The 18065-nt window shown below is 69.0% G+C and carries 18 protein-coding genes and 1 pseudogene; 10 read left to right on the top strand and 9 right to left on the bottom strand.

The annotated features are described in order from the left end of the window. Position 1: 1 nt before the first annotated feature. Together AB0M47_RS12435 and AB0M47_RS12430 are read right to left on the bottom strand one after the other, a co-directional pair. The gene (locus AB0M47_RS12435; RefSeq protein WP_363412165.1) at positions 2-829 is read right to left on the bottom strand and encodes an MBL fold metallo-hydrolase; all 828 of its coding nucleotides are present in this window, start codon (positions 827-829) and stop codon (positions 2-4) included. Further along, complete coding sequence (locus tag AB0M47_RS12430) at positions 826-1419, bottom strand: dihydrofolate reductase family protein (protein WP_363412163.1); 594 nt, start codon at positions 1417-1419, stop codon at positions 826-828. Before AB0M47_RS12430 ends, AB0M47_RS12435 begins: the two co-directional genes overlap by 4 nt. Positions 1420-1491: 72 nt before the next feature. On the opposite strand from AB0M47_RS12430, the gene AB0M47_RS12425 reads away from it, so the two are divergent. Next, on the top strand, positions 1492-1965 hold the full coding sequence (locus tag AB0M47_RS12425; RefSeq protein WP_363412161.1) for a helix-turn-helix domain-containing protein: 474 nt from the start codon (positions 1492-1494) through the stop codon (positions 1963-1965). A 15-nt stretch (positions 1966-1980) separates the two neighbouring features. Here the strand turns inward: AB0M47_RS12425 and AB0M47_RS12420 are convergent, their stop codons facing one another. Continuing rightward, positions 1981-2406: a gamma-glutamylcyclotransferase gene (locus AB0M47_RS12420; protein WP_363412159.1), complete on the bottom strand. Its 426-nt coding sequence runs from the start codon at positions 2404-2406 to the stop codon at positions 1981-1983. A gap of 77 nt (positions 2407-2483) precedes the next feature. On the opposite strand from AB0M47_RS12420, the gene AB0M47_RS12415 reads away from it, so the two are divergent. Then, entirely contained in the window at positions 2484-2894 is a 411-nt protein-coding gene (locus tag AB0M47_RS12415; protein WP_363412157.1) for a DUF3224 domain-containing protein, read from the top strand. A gap of 69 nt (positions 2895-2963) precedes the next feature. Here the strand turns inward: AB0M47_RS12415 and AB0M47_RS12410 are convergent, their stop codons facing one another. After that, on the bottom strand, positions 2964-4109 hold the full coding sequence (locus AB0M47_RS12410) for a sporulation protein (protein ID WP_363412155.1): 1146 nt from the start codon (positions 4107-4109) through the stop codon (positions 2964-2966). 135 nt (positions 4110-4244) lie between these two features. Here AB0M47_RS12410 and AB0M47_RS12405 point away from each other — a divergent pair, with 135 nt between their 5' ends. The 5 genes from AB0M47_RS12405 to AB0M47_RS12385 all read left to right on the top strand — a co-directional run bounded on the left by AB0M47_RS12405 (position 4245) and on the right by AB0M47_RS12385 (position 10206). Continuing rightward, a complete protein-coding gene (locus tag AB0M47_RS12405; RefSeq protein WP_363412233.1) occupies positions 4245-4631 on the top strand; it encodes a MerR family transcriptional regulator in 387 nt (128 codons plus the stop codon). Between the two features lie 90 nt (positions 4632-4721). Next, on the top strand, positions 4722-5084 hold the full coding sequence (locus AB0M47_RS12400) for a hypothetical protein (RefSeq protein WP_363412153.1): 363 nt from the start codon (positions 4722-4724) through the stop codon (positions 5082-5084). A 53-nt stretch (positions 5085-5137) separates the two neighbouring features. After that, a complete protein-coding gene (locus AB0M47_RS12395; RefSeq protein WP_363412151.1) occupies positions 5138-7924 on the top strand; it encodes a WD40 repeat domain-containing protein in 2787 nt (928 codons plus the stop codon). 139 nt (positions 7925-8063) lie between these two features. Beyond that, positions 8064-8897 carry an alpha/beta hydrolase gene (locus AB0M47_RS12390; protein ID WP_363412149.1) on the top strand — a complete coding sequence of 278 codons (834 nt, stop codon included), beginning with the start codon at positions 8064-8066 and terminating at the stop codon, positions 8895-8897. Positions 8898-9003: 106 nt separating this feature from the next. Beyond that, complete coding sequence (locus AB0M47_RS12385; protein WP_363412147.1) at positions 9004-10206, top strand: epoxide hydrolase family protein; 1203 nt, start codon at positions 9004-9006, stop codon at positions 10204-10206. Positions 10207-10269: 63 nt separating this feature from the next. Here AB0M47_RS12385 and AB0M47_RS12380 read toward each other — a convergent pair whose 3' ends face one another. From AB0M47_RS12380 to AB0M47_RS12370, 3 genes and pseudogenes are all read right to left on the bottom strand, one after another. Then, positions 10270-10608, bottom strand: coding sequence for a helix-turn-helix transcriptional regulator (locus AB0M47_RS12380; RefSeq protein WP_363412231.1), 339 nt, complete (start codon positions 10606-10608; stop codon positions 10270-10272). A 632-nt stretch (positions 10609-11240) separates the two neighbouring features. After that, the gene (locus AB0M47_RS12375; RefSeq protein ID WP_363412230.1) at positions 11241-11318 is read right to left on the bottom strand and encodes a hypothetical protein; all 78 of its coding nucleotides are present in this window, start codon (positions 11316-11318) and stop codon (positions 11241-11243) included. A gap of 1450 nt (positions 11319-12768) precedes the next feature. Then, positions 12769-13245: pseudogene (locus AB0M47_RS12370) on the bottom strand (ATP-binding protein); the annotation flags it as partial. Positions 13246-13387: 142 nt separating this feature from the next. On the opposite strand from AB0M47_RS12370, the gene AB0M47_RS12365 reads away from it, so the two are divergent. Further along, the gene (locus AB0M47_RS12365) at positions 13388-13705 is read left to right on the top strand and encodes a hypothetical protein (protein WP_363412145.1); all 318 of its coding nucleotides are present in this window, start codon (positions 13388-13390) and stop codon (positions 13703-13705) included. A gap of 9 nt (positions 13706-13714) precedes the next feature. Here AB0M47_RS12365 and AB0M47_RS12360 read toward each other — a convergent pair whose 3' ends face one another. Next, a complete protein-coding gene (locus tag AB0M47_RS12360; protein WP_363412143.1) occupies positions 13715-14641 on the bottom strand; it encodes a GNAT family N-acetyltransferase in 927 nt (308 codons plus the stop codon). A gap of 260 nt (positions 14642-14901) precedes the next feature. Here AB0M47_RS12360 and AB0M47_RS12355 point away from each other — a divergent pair, with 260 nt between their 5' ends. Next, positions 14902-15996, top strand: coding sequence for an FUSC family protein (locus tag AB0M47_RS12355; RefSeq protein ID WP_363412141.1), 1095 nt, complete (start codon positions 14902-14904; stop codon positions 15994-15996). 143 nt (positions 15997-16139) lie between these two features. Then, a complete protein-coding gene (locus AB0M47_RS12350) occupies positions 16140-17327 on the top strand; it encodes an Ig-like domain-containing protein (RefSeq protein WP_363412140.1) in 1188 nt (395 codons plus the stop codon). 43 nt (positions 17328-17370) lie between these two features. Here AB0M47_RS12350 and AB0M47_RS12345 read toward each other — a convergent pair whose 3' ends face one another. Further along, positions 17371-17982, bottom strand: coding sequence for a helix-turn-helix domain-containing protein (locus tag AB0M47_RS12345; RefSeq protein ID WP_363412138.1), 612 nt, complete (start codon positions 17980-17982; stop codon positions 17371-17373). Positions 17983-18065: the final 83 nt, after the last annotated feature.

Here is an 18065-nt window from a genome sequence, read left to right as displayed (position 1 = left end):
CCTATCCTGCTGCGCCGTCGCGTCCGGCCAGCTCGGCCAGGCGCTGGGCTTGCCCCTCGTGCACGTCAGTCACCCACTCCCAGCCGGGCTTGGCCGACGCGCCGATCCGCGGGTCGCTGGGCTCCTCGCCCGCTCGCAAGGCGAGCAAGTACGCCCGATCCTGCTCGATCCGCTCGCGCACCTGAACGGCTCCGCCGACCGATCCGTGCCCCGGGATGACGACGTCGACGTCACCCGCCACGCCCTCGAGCAGCCGCAGCCCGGCGAGGTACTCCTCGATCGGGTCCCCGGCGCCGTTCAGATCGAGCATCGGAATCAGAACGTCGGAGAGCATGTCGCCGGCGATGAGGACGCCACGCTCTTCGACGAGCAGGGCCGCGTGGCCGGCCGCGTGCGCCCGATGCTCGATGATCCGGACTTCCGGGCCGTCCCACGGAATCCGCGCCGCTCCAGCGGGCAGGCCGCCGATCTGGCCCAACAGGTCCAGCGGCACCTCGATCTCCGGCGGCAGATCCTCGGCGACGAGGTCCCGCCAGTTCACGTTCGACAGGAACGCTTCGATCTCAGCCGCACAGCGGGCGGTGCCGTAGCGCGGCGCTTCGCCCAGCGTGGTGTGCCAGAGCAGGTGATCCCAGTGTGGATGCGTCGAGAACCCCGCCACGACAGGTCCACCCAGTACTCGAAGGTCGTCGGCGATCGCGCTCATTTCTCGGTCGGTGATCCCGGCGTCTACGAGCAGCACACCCGCTTCGCCTTGCACGACAACGGCGTTGCTCTCGATGAACTCACTCTCGTGGACCCGTACGCCCTTCGCGACTTCCCTCATCATGTGCGCGCCTCGCTTACTTCGGAGATGGCGTAGCGGTGCATCGTGACGCCCGATCGGAGTGTTCGCTGCTCCAACAGCTCGAAGTCGATCGGCTTGTCGTAGTCGTCGAACAACGGCCGGCCGAATCCGAGGTACGCCGGATGCGTCCAGAGCATCAGCTCGTCGAGCAGCTTGGCCCGCAGCAACTGGGTGGCAAGCGTCGCGCCGCCCACGCTGATGATGCCGTCGGTCTGGGCGCGCAATGCCGCCAGTTGTTCGATCGCGTCGTCTCCGCCGATGATCCGCGTGTCGTGATCAGCGGTCTGCCGCGTACGCGAGACGAGCACCTTGGGCTTGGCAGTCCAGATCTCCCCGTATTCCCGCATGTAGTCCGGCAGCGACGCGTCGTGCGGCGCGCGCGGCCAGTACTCCTCCATGACCTCGTAGAAGACCCGGCCATGGACCATGAGCGCCAGCTCCCGCGTCCGGGCGTTCGCCTCCCGGTGCAGTTCCTCGTCGATGCGCAGCCACTCGCCGGCGCCGTTGTCCCCCGGCACTTGCTCGATCCGCAGGTCGAGGGACACGTTCATCGAGTAAACGAAACGGCCCATCCGCTTCCCATCCATAGTGATTGCGTTTTGCAATCACTATAGTTGGGGCGGCATACCTGTCAAGGAGGAGTCGTGGAGTCACCACCTGGGTGTCCGATCAGTGCCGCCGTCGAGGTACTCGGCGACCGCTGGTCCCTGCTCGTGCTTCGCGACGTCATCTTCGGCGACCGCCGCTACTTCCGGGCGTTGCTCACCGGGTCGGTCGAGGGCATCGCGTCGAACATCCTCGCCGACCGGTTGGTGCGGCTCGTGGAGGCGGGGATCCTCACCCGTGGCACCGCGGCTCGAGGGCAGCGCGCCCGCTACAGCCTCACGGAAGCCGGCATCCAGACCCTTCCGATCATCTGCGCCCTGGGCGCCTGGGGACTGGACTGGCGTCCCGGAAGTGACGGCCTGCGGCGTCGGCACCAGCTGATACGCGAGGGAGGTCCGGCATTCATCGAGGAGCTGATGGACGAACTCCGTACCCGTCACCTGGGTGCGCCGCCGAGGCCGCACGACGGCCCGGGCCCGTTCGACCGGCTTGACGCAGCCGACCTGCCATAAGTCCGCTGTGGACGCTCAGCTGGCGGATTCCGGCCCAGGTGGCGCGGACCGCGCGTTCGTCGCGTCGTCGCGTCCCGTGGCCCGCAAGGCGTAGATCGACGCCTGTACGACACCGGCCGGCGTGCGGACGTTCACCGTGACGCGCTGGTAGCTAGGCCCTTCGAAGTCGTCCAGGCGGGGCCAGTGCGCCGGAAGGTCGGCCGACTCGAAGACGTGGACGTCGACCGCGGTTCCGCCGGGGTCGAGGACGATCGCCGGGAAGCCGAGACTGGCACCCCAGCCCGCGTCGACGAACCTGCCGTAGACCTCGCCGCGGAACCAGCGACCGTCGAGCCCGTCGAGTTGGTGATGGTTCTGGCGGCCCGGCGCCAAGGTTCCGTAAGTGGCCAAGCGGCATTGGGCGTCCGCGAGTCCGATCCTCGATTCGTTCGAGTCTTCCATCATCGTGCTCCTCCGCTGTCGCAGCAGAACTGTTGGACCGTGATCATCCAACGCCCACGCTGCGCTAGGGTGCGCACATGCGAGCCACAGCGACCTTCACCGTGACGTCCTTCGTGCCGGCGAGCCTGAGCCCCGAGCCCACGGCGGTGTCCACCGGTACGCCGGTCGGCGTGGCGACCATGGAGAAACTCTTCGACGGCGAAATCACCGGCCGGTCGTCGACCTTGTTCACAGCGGCGTTCGACCAGGACACCGGGGTCGGCACCTATCTGGCCATGGAATCGTTCCAGGGCACGGTCAACGGCAGCGAGGGATCCTTCACCTTCGCCCATTCCGCCACCACGTCAGGCGCCGACCGCACCGCCGAGTTCTTCACCATCGTGCCGTCCAGCGGCACCCAGGCCCTGAAGGGCATCACCGGCAACGGCGGCATCGCCGTCGACACAGACGGCACCCATCGCATCTGGCTCGACTACGAACTCGGCTGACGCCCACCTGCGTGTGACGCAGATGAGCCGCCCGCCGTACTTCGCGGGCGGCTCATCTGGTCTAGCGGATCAGAAGTCGCCGCCGAAGTCGCCGCCACCGAAATCGCCGCCGCCGAAGTCCTCGTATCCGCCACCGTCGTAGCCGGCTTCGGTGGCGCCGGCGTCTTCGAAGCCGGCGCTGTCGGCCCCGGCGTCTTCCGCCCCAGCCCCGTCGGCGGCTTCGGCATCAGGAGCGAACGCGTCGCTGATCATGTCGCCGATGATCATGCCGCCGAAGAAGCCGAGGGCCGCGCCACCCAGGCCGGCCGCGAGAGCTCCGCCCATGCCGGGCCGCCCGTGGTAGCCGCCGTACTTGTAGCCCTGGTGGCCCTGCCCGGCGTAGCCGTACTGCCCGGGACGCCCCTGGCCCTGCGGCGCGTAGCCGGACTGGTGCGGCTGCATGAAGGAACCGGGTGCCACAGGCGCGGGCTGACCGAGCTTGTCCAGCGCGGCCACCACCCAGCGGTCGACCTGCGCCGTCCACCCGTTGTCGGCCGTCAGCCGCTCGACGTCCACCGGCGAGAGGTCATAGCGATCGGCCGCGCCGGGCCGGGACGCCAGCTCGACGAAGATCGTCGTCACGTCCGCTCCCGTCCCCGCGAACAGGAACGTCAGCATCGGGATGTGCGGGCCGGGTTGCTGCCCCTCCGGGATGGGAGCGTAGAAGGTGATGGCCTGTGCGGCCGGGACGGGCAGGCCCGGGGTCGCTCGCAGCTCGTTGCGGACGAACCGGCAGCCGATCGTGCCGAGCGCGTCGACGATGCTCTGCGGCACCTGGCCGGCGTCCACCGCCATCGGGTCGAAGTCGGTCTTGCCGCTGCCGGACGCGACCGCCACCTCGGTGCGTACGCCCAGGCCGACGCCGGGCATCGTCTTGCCGTAGAGCCGGGTGAACGGCGTGTTCGCCGGCAGCGGGACGGTGAACGGGATCGACGGCGTCTGCCCGTCCATCACCCGCAGGCCGCCCGCGACCGCGAACCGGCCCAGCTCGATCTCGCCACGCTGCCCACCCGCCAGCAGGATCACCGTGATCGCCGCGACGTCGGTGTCGGACTTGGCCCGCAAGTTGACCTGACCGGACAGCTGACCGCCGGTGACCGGCGGCTGCGCAGACAGCACGGTGTCCACCTCGACTCCGCCGAAGCCGAGCCCAGCGAGCAGTTTCTTGAAGACCATGGAAGTGCGTTCCCTTCATGTCAGCAGTGCTGAAAGCTTGCGGGTTCAGGCCGCCGCGCCGATAGGATCAGCCACACGGCGCAAACTATCACGTGTAACTGTACGGTTGCTGAGGAAGGGCTGGTCGTGGCGTTGATGCGGATAGGCGAACTGGCCGCCACAGCGGGTGTCAGTTCCAGGACGGTCGACTACTACACGCAGCTCGGTCTTCTCGCACCTGCCGAGCGCACGGCGAAGGGCTACCGGCTGTACGAGGCCCAGGCCGTCGGCCTGATCGGCGCGATTCAGACGTTGGAGCAGGCGGGTCTTCGCCTGGAATCCATCGCCGGCCAGCTGCGCAAGTCCACGGAGGACCTGCCCGGGATCGTCGATCGGCTCGGCCAGGACCTCCGCGCATTGCACCAGCTGGCGGACACCGAGAAGGCCACCGAGACGAACGCGGTCGTCGCCGCCTTGATCTCCCGCGCGCACGACCTGGTCACGGCTGCGACCGAGCTTCTCGGCGCGCTCCCCCAGATCTGAACCGCCGTGCGCGTAGTACTGGGGAGCCACGCCGGAGATGGCTCCGCAGAGTGACGCCCCGCGCGGGGGATGATCCGTAAGGTCGCCCGCATGACCAAGATCAAGCCGCGCGAAGCCGCTGTGACTACCGCTGTCGGGGTACTGGCGCTCATTCCGATCGCGATGATCGTCCTGTGTGTCGCCCGCGGCGTGTTCTATGGCCTCGTCGAACCAGGGCCGTATGACAACGCGTGGGGCGGCCCGACCCAGGGTGGCGCTTGGGCCGCCCATTTCCTGATCAGCATCCCGTTCATCGCGATCGGCGTTCTGGCGCTGCTCGGACTGGTGCGGCTTCGCCGCTCGTGGCTGCGCTGGCTGGGTGGCGAGCGTCGCCGGTGGTGGGTGCTGCCCGTGACCCTCGTGCTCTACGCGGGCGCCGCCGTGCTCGTCGTCGCCTGGCTGCACCAGGTGTAGGTCACCACGGAGCCGACGGGGAATGTCGGAGATATCCGCTACGGTCGCCGACTATGGAATTTCTCGACAACGCGGACGCTCCACATTACTCGGACGTACGCTCACCGCTACCCTCGGTGGACGCCGGTCCGGAGGCGGTCCTGGCCGCGTTGCAGGAAGTGGACTGGTCGGCGTTCACCCCGGCCCGGGATCTGCGGTCGCTGCGGGCCAGGCTCGCCGAGCTGGAGCAGAGGTCCGGCGTCACCGACGCTCACCGATTCGTGACCGAGCGACTCGTGACGTCCGGCGCGCTGCTGCGCCACCCGGACGGGCACCCGGCCGAGATCACCGGGTTCGCGCTGAGTCCCGATGGCCGTCACCTCGCCGTCGGCAGCTGGTGCGGCGACGACTACGAGACGGGCGGCATCCTGCAGATCTGGGAAGTGCCCACCGCGCGCTGCGTCAACACGCTCCACGGGATCGAGGGCGGGGTGGGCTGGCCCGATTACGGCCACATGATCCAGTGGTCGGCCGACGGGCAGCGGATCGCGTTCGCCTTCAACACCAACGTGGTGGGGTCGTGGGAGCCGTTCGGGCTGAGCACCGATCTGCTGGGCCACGCCAACGTCACCGACGGATACTCGCGTCCGCCCACGTTCGCCTTCGCGCCCGACGGTACGCGTGCCCACATCACGATGTGGTCCGGCCGCGCGGTGCCGGGCTGCATCGCGCCGTTGGCGGAGGGCCCGCTGTACTTCAACGACGATCTTGACAACCCGAACGTCGGCTTCCTGGCCGAAGAGCTTCCGGCGGCGGTCAGCGACCTGATGGGCGACGAGCAGCTGGGCCTCGAGCGGGCCTTCTGGTCCCGGGATGGCGCGCGTCTGCTCGGCTACGGGGACGGTCTCGTCTTCGCCGTCGACGTCGCGACTGGACGGATGTCGTGGTTCGCCGAGGCCGAGAGCCGCGGGGTGATCCCGGCGTGGAGCGCGGACGAACGTCTGGTCGCCTATCAGACCGACAGCCGCCTGGTGATCGCCGACGCGGCGACCGGGCGGCAGATCACCACTCTGCCCAACCACCCTGGCGCATCGGAACTCTCCTGGGGCAGCCGTGACGGGGTCGCTCAGCTGGCGGTGGTGGTGCCCGAGAACAACGACGCGGATGCCACGCCGAGAGTCCTCATCTACGACGAAAGCGGCACCGGTTACGGCGTAGCGGCGGCTCTGAAGGAGGTCTCCCGCGAAGAACTCGACGGCGCCACGTGGGCCTGGGCACCTGACGGGCGGCACGCGGCCGGCCTCACCGAGAACGGCCAGATCCAAATCTGGTCCCTTGGGCAGGCACCGGACCGGCTGTCGGTCGTCGAGTCTCCGGAAGATGCGTACGGACTGCTGTGGGGCGCGGACGGCGTACTCGTCGCCGTCGGCCCGAGCGCGCTGCGGTTCGTCCAGGCCGCTACCGGCGAGACGATCGGGGACTTCGCGTTCCTGCGAGCCCCCAGTGGATTGCGCCCCCTCGAGATCGACGGCGAGGACATCGGCGAGAACCTGCGGGACTCCGGGGAACTGACTGCCGACCCGACGTTCGCCCTCGACGACGGTACCTGGGCGGTCGCCTTCGAATCGGGACTCGTGATCGCGCCGTCCGATCGGCGCGACGCGCTCGACGGCGCCCTCGCCTGGACGGTGGAGCGGCGCTTCGCGTGGCCGATTCGGTGGGGTGAGCTGGTGATCGTGCCGGACGCGGCGACCGGCGCACAGCAGGTCGATTCACCGCTCACGAAGTATGCGGAGCAGTTTCAGGGCCAGAGCGGACTGGACACGGTCGCCGGGCAATGGCCGCCGCCCAACATCGCGACAGTGGACGACCTGTTTCAGTTCGCGCGCTCGGCGCGAGCGGCGCTGCACTCAGGCTGGGACTATCACGTCAGCGAGAATCTGCGCTGCGCGGCGCGGTTGCGGGCGCGACGGGGCGAGGCAGCCGAGGCGACGGAACTACTGGAGTCGATCCCGACGCAGGTCGACTACATCAGGGGATGCGCCGACGTCGCCATGATCCTCGCCGCCGCCGGGCAGGCCGACCAGGCGCGACAGATCTTCTCCTTTACGGAGCAGGAGGTCGAGGACGAACTCGACCGACACAACGTGGCGTTCGTGGCCTCCGCAGTCGGCGGCGCCTACGCAGCGCTGGGCGACACCGCCCGCGCCGATGCGTGGTTCGATCGGGCCCGCGCCGCCATCGAACCCGAGACGAACTCTGGCGAGCACCGCCTGTCCGTCGCGTGGGCGCTCATCGAATGCGGTCGCGTCGACGACGCGCGTGCCGTCTGGCAGGCCGCCGCCGAAACCCTCAGCACCTTCTACAGCGTGCCGTTCCTGGCCTACCTCGTTCGCACCGGACGCGAGGATCTCGCCCGGGAAGTCCTGACGTTCCGGGACCCCGCCGCGGACGAGTGGCAGGATCACAGCTGGTTCGACGGCTGGGAGGCCGTCGAATTGTTCGCCGGCTTCGGCCGCGCCGACCTGATTCACACCTGGGCAGAGATCTACGGTTCCCGTTACGCCTACGAAGAACTCGTGGAGCGGGCGGAGGCGAACGCGCGAACCGCAGGATCGCGGCCGACCGAGGCCGACCTCGACTCGCTCGCCGATGCGTACGCGACTCTGCAGAAGACTCCGCGGACCAGGCGCGAACGCCCGACCGAGCTGCTCATCCTCCAAGCAGCCCGGTGCGGCCACATCAGCGCGGTGCTGGACCTCCTCCCGGCGCTCCCGGCCGACGACTTCAACGGCCGCGCCGGCCACGCGTTCCACGCGCTCTGGCTGGTGACCACCGGCGCCGACGTCCCAACCTGGTGAGTCCGGCGAAGTGAGCCGGCGGCCGGGACGCCGTGTCCCGGCCGCCGATGCCGAGCTGACCGCGACCTCATGCCTGCAGGGTGAGGCGGCCGTGGTCCGAACGGCCGACCATTGGCGCAGCCGCTAAGGAGGGATCGCCGTGACCGCGTCGACGACGGAAACTTTGCCGATCGTATTGATTCACGGGCTCTGGATGACCGCCCGGAGCTGGGACCGCTGGGTGGAGCACTATCAGGCGAAGGGACACGAGGTCGTCGTGCCCACCTACCCGGGATTCGAGATCGAAGTCGAGGCTCTGCGGGAACACCCCGAGATCATCGCCGAGGCGTCGGTCCCCGCGACGCTCGACCATCTCATCGAGGTGGTCGAAGCCCTGGACCGGCCGCCGATCATCATGGGCCACTCGTTCGGTGGGACCTTCACCCAGCTCTTGGTCAATCGTGGGCTTGGCGCGGCCGCCGTCACGATCGACTCGGCTCCGCCCGAGGGCGTACGGGTGAACCCGCCGTCGCAGATCAAGTCGCTGTTCCCCATCCTGTCGAACCCGGCCAATCGGCACCGGGCGGTGGGCTTCACCAAGGAACAGTTCCACTACGCCTTCGCGAACACCAGTACCAGGGAAGAGTCTGACGCGGCCTACGACCGGCTGCACATCCCCGCGCCCGGAAGCTGGGTGTGGGCGTACGGCCTGATCGCCAACTGGAAGCCGGGCCACCAGGAGACGTGGGTCGACTACGACCTGGACGACCGCGCGCCCTTGCTGTTCATCAGCGGCGGCAAGGACCATCTGATGCCACCGTCGGTGATCCGTTCCAACGCGAAGAAGTACCGCGACTCCGACTCGCTGACCGAGCTCTACGAGTTCCCGGAGCGATCGCACTTCACCGGTGTCGAGCCCGGCTGGGAACAGGTGGCCGATTACGCGCTGGAGTGGGCGACCCGCCATGCGCGCGACACCGACAACCGACCGTAGCGATTGTCTGAAGCACGCGGACCAGGGACTTTCCCGGGTCCGAGGAGTGCGACGCTCGGTCAGGCTCCGAAGGGAAAGGCCCGCCTACCCTTCAGGAGGCTGCACCATGTCAGTGACCAGCACCGAAACGGCCATTCGCCCGTACCTGGTCGAGATCGCTCAGCAGGATCTGGACGATCTTCGGCAGCGGGTCAGGGCGACCCGCTGGCCGGATCGCGAGACCGTGCCGGACGTGACACAGGGCGTACAGCTCGCGACGATGCAGAAACTGGCCGCGTATTGGGCCGATGGCTACGACTACAGTCGGGTTCAGCGCCGGATCAACGCGTTTCCGCAGTTCATGACCGAGATCGACGGCCTGCCGATTCACTTCGTCCAGGTCCGGTCGAGCCACCCCAGCGCGCTGCCGATGATCCTCACGCACGGCTGGCCCGGGTCGATCGTCGAGATGCTCGACGTCATCGGCCCGCTGACCGACCCGCCGGCGTATGGAGGCGACGCCGCGGACGCCTTCGACGTGGTCGTCCCGTCCCTGCCCGGGTACGGGTTCTCCGGGAAACCGACCTCGCCCGGCTGGGATCCGCCGCACATCGCCCGGGCTTGGGTGACACTGATGAAGCGGCTGGGATACGACCGTTTCGTCGCGCAGGGCGGCGACTGGGGCGCGCAGATCACCGACGTCATGGGGCACGACGCCGCGCCGGAGTTGGTCGGCATCCACTCCAACATGCCTGGCACCGTGCCGTCGGAGCTGACCGAGCTGCTGCTGAGCGGAACGCCCACGCCCAACGGTTTGAGCGGCGACGAGCGGCGCGCCTACGAACAGCTGCTGGCCGTCTACGGCAAGGGCATCGCGTACGCGACCGAGATGAAGCTGCGCCCGCAGACCCTGTACGGCCTGGCGGACTCGCCGGTCGCGCTGGCGGCATGGATGCTCGACCACGACGCGCACAGCTACGACGACATCATGGCGGCCTTCAACGGCAGGCCGGTCGGCAACCTGACCCGGGACGAGGTGCTCGACAACGTCAGCTTGACCTGGCTGACCAACACCGGGATCTCGTCCGGCCGGCTCTACTGGGAGAACACCCTCGACTTCTTCGAGGTCAAGGGCGCGACCGTGCCTACCGCGGTGAGTGTGTTCCCACGTGAGCTGTACCAGGCGCCACGGAGCTGGGCCGAACGGGCCTATCCAGGACTGATCTACTTCCACGAGGTGGACGAGGGCAACCACTTCGCCGCCTGGCAGGAGCCAGAGTTGTTCGTCGACGAGGTCCGGGCCGGGTTCCGCCCCATGCGGGACCTCTGAAACGGTCGGGGGCGGTGCCGGACCAGCCCGGCACCGCCCCCGGTCCACGGCCGATCCCCCGCCTCACCCGGCACCGTCGCCGGAGCTGACGGGGCTGAGCCCGGCGCCATCAGGCAGGGCGCGGCTGTCGGTGAGCACTCGCCGCAGTTCCCGCCGCGAGGAGATGCCGAGCTTGACGTACACCTTGCGCAGATGCCACTCCACCGTTCGCGCACTGATGAACAGCTCGACACCGATTTCCAGATTGGACATTCCAGCTCGGGCCAGCCTGGCGATGACGGACTCCTGCGCGGTGAGCGAGTTGTCTGGTCCGTTGCGTCGTGGACGGACGCTTTCACCGGTCGCCCGGAGTTCCCGATTCGCCCGGTCGGTGAACCCGTCGAGTCCTGCTGTGCTGAACATGTCGACCGCAGTACGCAGCTGATCCCGCGCGTCCACCCGCCGTCCTTGCCGGCGCAGCCACTCGCCGTACAGCAGATGCGTCCGGGCCGACTCGGTACGCAGCGACGTGCGCGCGAGCCGGTCGAGTGCTTCCCGGAAGTACGATTCGGGATCGGACCCGGTCGGCGACACGCCCCGCGTCCGGGCCGCGATGCCCAATGCCCAGTCCGTCCCGGCCGCTTGGGCCAGGTCGCCGAGGCGGTCGAGCGCCTCCCGCAGGTCACCGGCCGCCCCGGTACGCGCCGCGGACTCGACGAGTTCCGCCAGTGCCCACTGGCCGGGCCCGAACTCGACGGTGTCCACCGCGATGCGGGCGGCGGCATTCGCTTCCTCGTACTGTCCACGTCCGTTCGACTGGACCGCCCAGGCCCACTGGACAGTGGCCGTGCCGAGACGGGAGCCGGGATCGTCCACCGGGCCGCTGGCCATTCCGTGGCGGACTCCGCCGTCGGGCCCTGCTCCGAAGAACGCGGCGTCGGCAACGTCTCGGAACGCCACGCCCCGGAACGCCACGCCCCGGAACGCGGCCAGGCAGGCCTGCGGTGCCGCCGACTCGATCCCGATCGCGCGGCTGATCTTGTCGAACTCGTCGATCAGTGCTGCTGCCTTGGCCAGCCGGCCGCGCAGTAGCTCCACCGGGATTCGCAGTTCAAGGGCGGACAGCAGGTCACCGAGCGCACCGGCCTGACGGGCCAAATGGGCCACGCGTCCGACGATCCGAATCAGCGCCTGATCGTCCCAGCTGTCCACAGCGGCGGCGACAGCCGGCCCGCCGAACCGGAGGACGGCCTCGAAGGACTCACCAGACCAGGCAGCCAACGCCTCCCGCAAGGCCGGCATCGCTTGCGCCGGTCCGCTGTCGTAGAGCGTTGCCAGCCCGACGAGAAGCCGATCGGTCGGGCGAGTCCCAGAGCGCAGTCGCGCCGACCGGAGCACCGTGCGGGCTGCCGCTCGAATCGGAGAGTCCGCCTCCGGTACGCCCGCCGCATGAGCGGCCCCGAACGCGTCGAGGTACGCCGCCCGGGCTGCCTCGGCACCCAGTCGCTCCATCCGTTGTGCCGCCCGGATCAGCGACGTGACGCCGTCGCCGGTACGCGAGGCGTACTCGAGTCTGGCCCGGAGCGCATCCTGACGAGCCGCCTGGCGCTCGTCGAGCAGACCGGGACGAGCGCGCGTCAGCAGTCGCCGAGCCGCGGCGAAGTCCCCAGCAGGGATCATCGCCTCCGCCGCCGCGAGCGTCCGCTCGACGCGCTTCGCCGGGTCGGACGTCAACGTCGCGGCCCGTTCCAGAAACGCGGCTGCGGCCGCCAGCCCGCCGCGAACCTGTGCGCGACTAGCCCAGCGAACCAGGTCGTCGGCCAGCTGATCATCGGTGCCGTGGGCAGCGCGGGCGCGGTGCCATGCACGGCGGTCCGGATCGGTGATCGGATCGATCACTTCGGCCAGTGCTCGATGGGCTGCCTGCCGTTCGCGACGGCTCGCCGACCGGTACGCGGCCGATCGTGCGAGCGGGTGCCCGAACCGCACCGTCGCCTCCACCTCGAGCAACCCGGCGTCGGCCGTGAGTGTGGCGGCTTTCGGCGGTAGCCCGAGGGTGCGGGCAGCGGCCCGGACGGCCATCGGGTCGCCGGTGGGTTCGGCGGCCGCGAGCACGAGGAGCCCACGGATCTCGGCTGGCAGCTTCCGGATCCGCTCCCGGAATGCCGTTTCGAGTTCGGCCGGCTCGGGGTGCGGGTGATCGTGGTCGTCGCCGGGAAGATAGGCGAACCCTCGGCTACGTGGCGGATGGAGCAGCGCCGACGGATTCCCGCGCGCCTCGGCGAGCAGCTGCTCGCGTACGCGTTGGTCCAGTGGCCCGGGGAGGACCGAGGCGAGTAGTTCCCGCGCCGACTCGTCCGGGAGGCCGTGCAGGCGGAGTTCGGGCAGGTCGCCGAACTCATCATCGCCCACCCGCCCAACGAAGGCACCCACCCGCCCGGCGAAGTCGCCCACGCACCCGGCGAAGTCATCCGCTCGCCCGGCGAAGTCGCCCGCACGCCCGGCGAAGTCATCCGCTCGCCCGGCGAAGCCGTCCCCGCACCCCGCGAAGTTGTCCACCCGCCCGGCGAGCACCAGCAGAGCGGCTTCGGTGTCCAGCCGACGGGCCGCGAAGGCCAGTGCCCGGGTCGACGGGAAGTCCAGCCACTGCGCATCGTCGACCAGGCAGACCGTGGGTTCGCTCGTCAGCAGGCCGTGGGTGCCCAAGGCGACGAGCATCGGATTCGGCGCCGGACCTGCCTCGAGGCCGAAAGCGATGCGGAGCGCGTCGGTTTGCGGAGCCGGCAGACTATCGATCCGGTCGAGCAGCGGTGCGCAGGCTCCGTGCAGGGCCGCGTACGCCAGGTGCCGCTCCACCGTTATGCCGTTGATGCGCACGAGGCGCAGGCCGGTGCACGCCGCCGCGGTGTAGTCCAGCAGCGCGGACTTGCCGATCCCCCGCAGGCCGCGTACGACGATTGCGCCGCCACGCCCGCAGCGAACTGCGTCCACCAGGCGATCTACGGTTTCGCACTCACGTTCTCGGCCGAACAGCCGGACGGCTGGCCGTCCCGTCTCCATGGCGCCTCCACGGAGGATGACTTCGCGGGACCCGCGACCTCAGATCGTCCGAGCGTAGCGTCCGGGGCGCCCCGGCAACCCTGGTTCGGACCAGGGACTATGACGGGCGCGAAGAACCTCGCGGCGGGGCGATCGTGGCCGCATGGAGTGGGGGCTGCCATCGAGTTCGTGGTTGTCGTGGCGGTCCGGCGCGGCCGATCTGCCCTCTGCCGCGCCGACCGAGTCGGAAGCCGAGCTGGTCGAGGTGCTCGCCCAGGCGTTGGCGGACTCGACGGTCTGCCGCCGTTGCGGGGCCTGCCTGGGGCGCCGCGTACGCCTGATACCGGGGTCACCGTCCGGTGTGACCCCGGATGCGTGGCGGCTGCTGATCGTCGCACGCTGCCGCGGCTGGCGCAGGCACCCTTACATCGCCGAGGTCGTCGCCGGACGGTGGGACCTCCGCTTCGGCCCGTTCTGCTGAAACGGCCTGTCACAACTGGCGGCTGAACATCTTCCGGTTGGCGAAGTTGTGGTAGCCCGCGCGCTGGAACGCCTTGAACATGCCGATGTTGCCCGCGTCGCAGTCGCCGCGGATCTCGTCGGCGCCGGCTTCGACCAGCAGCTGAGTGCCCCGGGCGACCACGCTGGTGGCGTACCCCTGGCCCCGGCCGGCCCGCGCGACGGCGACCAGGCCGATCACTGCCGAGTTGCTCGTCCGCGCGGGCAGGCTGATCGCCACGGGCTGGTCGCGCTCGTCGTAGCCGATCTCGAACCAGGCAGGCTCGTGATCCATTTCCTGCATCTCGGCGAGATTGCGTTCAGCCGCGCCGCGCAGGCCGTGTTCGGCGATCTCGGCCTGGAAGATCGAGTCCTTGGTGTCGGTGAAGGTGTCGGCGAGCAGGTCCACGAAGGGTTCCTCGCCCAGGTCGGTCAGCGAACGCCAGTGCAGGCGCTGGTCCTGGGCCGGCATCGGATCGTTCGCGGTCCACAGGAACCGGCAGCCGTCGCGGCTGATCGTGAAGCCGGTGGCCGCCAGCAGCTTCTCGCGCGACTCGGGATCCCGCTGGAACTGCGGGGCCTGCGCTGGAGCGTCCAGGACGTGCCCCTGCGACTGCGCGCCGAGCGAGCGGGCCAGGTCCGCGGCGTATGCCAGCAGCGCCTCCCCTGTCGCCAGATCGCCCGGTTCCAGCAGCACGAGGTCCATCGGCACCGTGCGACCGGGAATCGTCCACAGCACGACGTTGCCGATCAGCCGGCCGTCACGCTCGGCGACCACGCACCACTCTGGCCGAGTGCATCCGCTTTCCAGCAGACCGGCCAGGTACGCAGCGGTTACGGCGTTGCGCTCGTCGTCGTTCGGGAAGGTCGTCAGTGCGGGCAATTCGTCGCGCTGGGCGATGCGAACAGTGAGTTTCATGCAATCCCTCGGGTCTGTGCCGCTCGAATCCACGGTCGAGTTTCATCGTCATGGCTTCTGAGCAGGCGATCAACGGCGACGATGGTATCGCAGGCTTAACCTTCGGCTTATGGATCGCGGCTCGGGCTGCCTTGGGAGCTCCGATGGCCGAATGGCCGTAGGCACCGCTGAGCACCCTTCGCGCGTGGAGAATAGGCGCGTAACGGACTCAACAGAATCATCGGTTTAAGCCATCGAAGCAACGACAGCGGGGGGCTTCCGTGAAAGTGCTGTCGAAGGTGTTCGCGGTCAACCCTGCCGGAGTCAACTGGCCCCGGGCAGTGCTGTTCCTGGACGTCGCGCTGGTGCCGATGCTGGTCTTCTGGACGTTCGGCAACGAGCAGTACCTCTTCAGTGCTCTGTTCGGTGTGTTGTTCGCCTGGCTCGCCGACCCGGGCGGCAGTTACGGGCAACGCGTTCTGCGCATCGCCGTGTTCGCATTGATCGGCGCGGGCCTGACCGCGCTGGGGTTCGGACTCGGCAACGCGGCCTGGGGCTGGCTGGTACTCGCGGCTTTCCTGGTCACGCTGGTCGCCGGCCTCGCCATCGTGCTCGGGGCGCACCGCTTCGCGACAGGCCTGCTGCTCAATGTCTGGTTCATCATCACCCTCGGCATCGCGGTCGGCATCGATCAGCAATCCCACATCACCAGCCACACCTGGGCGCAGGTGCTCGCCTGGGTCGGCGGGTCGGCGCTGTGGATCGTGGTGACGTTCGCCGAGTGGCTGATCCGCGGGCGGTCGGACCGTCCCCAGCCGATCGCGGAACTGCCCGGTGACACCGCCCAGCGGAAGCTGACCCGGCCCATGATCATGTACGCGGTGATCCGCGCTGTCGTCATCGCCGTCACGGTCGCACTCGCGTTCGGGCTGAACCTCTCGCACGGCTATTGGATGCCGATCGCGGCCATCGTCACGCTGCAGCCCGGCCTGCAACAGACGACCCTCGTCGGCATGCAGCGTGTCGCCGGCGCGCTGATCGGCGCCATCGCGGCAGCGCTGCTGTTGTTGATTCCGAACAGCACACACGGCACCAACCATGTGATGGCCGTACGTGGACTCGAAATAGTCGCGCTCGTCCTGCTGATGCACGGGGTGGCCATCCGCTTCTGGAACTACGCGATCTACACCGCGGCCATCGCCGCAGGAGTGCTCGTCCTGATCGACCTTCCCTCACCCTCCGACTACGGCGCCGAGGGCTACCGGGTGCTGTGGACGCTGTGCGGCGTGGCGATCGGCGTCGTGGTCATGCTGCTCGCCGGCCTGGTGGCCAAACGCGGTGCCAAAGCGCCATCGCAAGCAGCTGAACCATCCTGAAGCGATAGGCGACCGTACCCACGAAAGAAGTGCGGGTTTCGCACGAATCACCGTGTTACCTTGCAGCGGTCACCGGTCCTTCGAAGGGGTACGCCATGTCGGCTCGTGCCGGTTCCGCAATCCTGCTCGGCACGGTGTTAGCCGTGAGCCAGCTTCTCGCGGCTCCGGCGTACGCGGCATCGCCGACGGTGACGATCAATCAGGCCCCGGCACAAAGCGATCCGACGGCCTCGGCTCCGATCAACTTCGCGGTCACGTTCAGCGAACCGGTCTCCGGCTTCGACGCCGCCGACATCGGCTTCACCGGTAGCACCGCCGGCGGCATCCTGGTCGCCACCGTCACCGGCAGCGCCGCCGCGTACACGGTCAGCGTCACCGGGATGACCACCGAAGGCGCCGTGGTCGCCGGAATCGCGGCGGGTGTCGCGACCAACGGCGGCGGCGAGCCGAACGAAGCGTCCACCAGCACCGACAACAGCGTGTCCTGGACACCCGACGGCACCGCGCCGACGGTGATCATCGATCAAGTGGCCAGTCAAACCGATCCGGCGTCGACCACCCCGATCGCGTACGCGGTCACGTTCAGCGAACCTGTCACCGGCTTCGACGCCGCCGACATCGGCTTCACCGGCAGCACCGCCGGTGGCACCCTCGCCGCAGCCGTCACCGGCAGCGCCGCCGCGTACACAGTGAAGGTCACCGGGATGACCACCGAAGGCACGGTGGTGGCGTCGATCGGCGCGGGTGCCGCGACCGATGCGGCAGGCAATCCGAGCACCGCCTCGACCAGCACGGACAACACTGTGGACTGGACGCCGGTCGCACCGACGGTGACGATCGACCAGGAACCGGATCAGACTGATCCGACGTCGCTGACGGCGATCGCGTTCGCGGTCACGTTCAGTGAACCGGTCATCGGCTTCGACGCCGCCGACATCAGTTTCGCCGGCAGCACCGTCGGCGGCACCCTGGTCGCCAATGTCGCCGGCAGCGGTGCCGCGTACACGGTGAACGTCACCGGGATGACCACGGACGGCACGGTGACCGCGGCGATTCCGGCCGGCGCGGCCAAGAGCGCGGCGGGGCTGGACAGCACCGCGTCCACGAGCACCGACAACACGGTGGCCTGGTCGCCGGTCGTGCCGCCGAGCCCGTCGCCGACTCCGACGGACAGCGTTCCGACCGCCGGCGCGACCACGAGTGGGTCAGGTGGATCCATGCCGGTGACCGGCGCGAGCCTCCGGCTGATCATCGGCGGTGCCCTGTTGTTGCTGCTCGTCGGTCTCGGCTTCGTATATGTCCTGCGTCGGCGGAGTCTGCTGGAGGGGTGATCGGCTCAGCCGATCTCCTTAAAGCCTGGGCTCCACGGCACGTTCAGCGAGTAGCGGCCGTCGTGAAGTCCTCATTCGTCGGTGCCGCAACAGGAAGCCGATGCTCGGCTTCCGGCCGTAGCCCGTCGAAGATCAGGTGCAGGTAGCGTCGCCACAGATCAGGCCGTGCGCCCGCGAGCGGGGCTGCGGCCTGTGCCGGAGCGCTGAGCAGGAGCACGACGTCGTGCCCGGTGACGTCCGACCGGAGGACGCCGGCTTTCCGGGCGCGGTCGGCCAGCGCTTCGGCTGCACCGGTCAGCCGGTCGCTGACGGCGCGGATGGCGGGATCCGCGCGGGAGGCCGTGGCCGCCTCGCAGAAGGAGCGGTCGTTGGCCTGGAACTCCGCGCCCGCGGTGACGAATTGAAATAGCGCGTCCAATGGGTCCGGATGCGAAAGCAGGGATTCGCCGGTCGCGGCGAGGGCCGCGAGCTTCTCGCAGAAGATCGCGGCTACCAGTTCTTCCTTGCTGGCGAAATGGTTGAAGACCGTCCCTTTGGCGACGCCGGCCCGGGCGGCGATCCGGGCGATCGAGACGTCGAGGCCATGCTCGGCCAGCTCTGCGGAAGCCGCGTCGATGACGAGGGTGCGATTGCGGGCGGCGTCTGCTCGGGGCACGGTCCCCAGCCTAGCGCAACTTGACCATCGGGTCATTTTATCGGTACGGTCACCAACATGACCGCACGGTCAACTTACTGCGA

It is taken from the genome of Hamadaea sp. NPDC051192, from assembly GCF_040682475.1.
Taxonomy (GTDB): Bacteria; Actinomycetota; Actinomycetes; order Mycobacteriales; family Micromonosporaceae; genus Hamadaea; species Hamadaea flava.
This window is presented reverse-complemented; position numbering and strand designations above follow the sequence as displayed.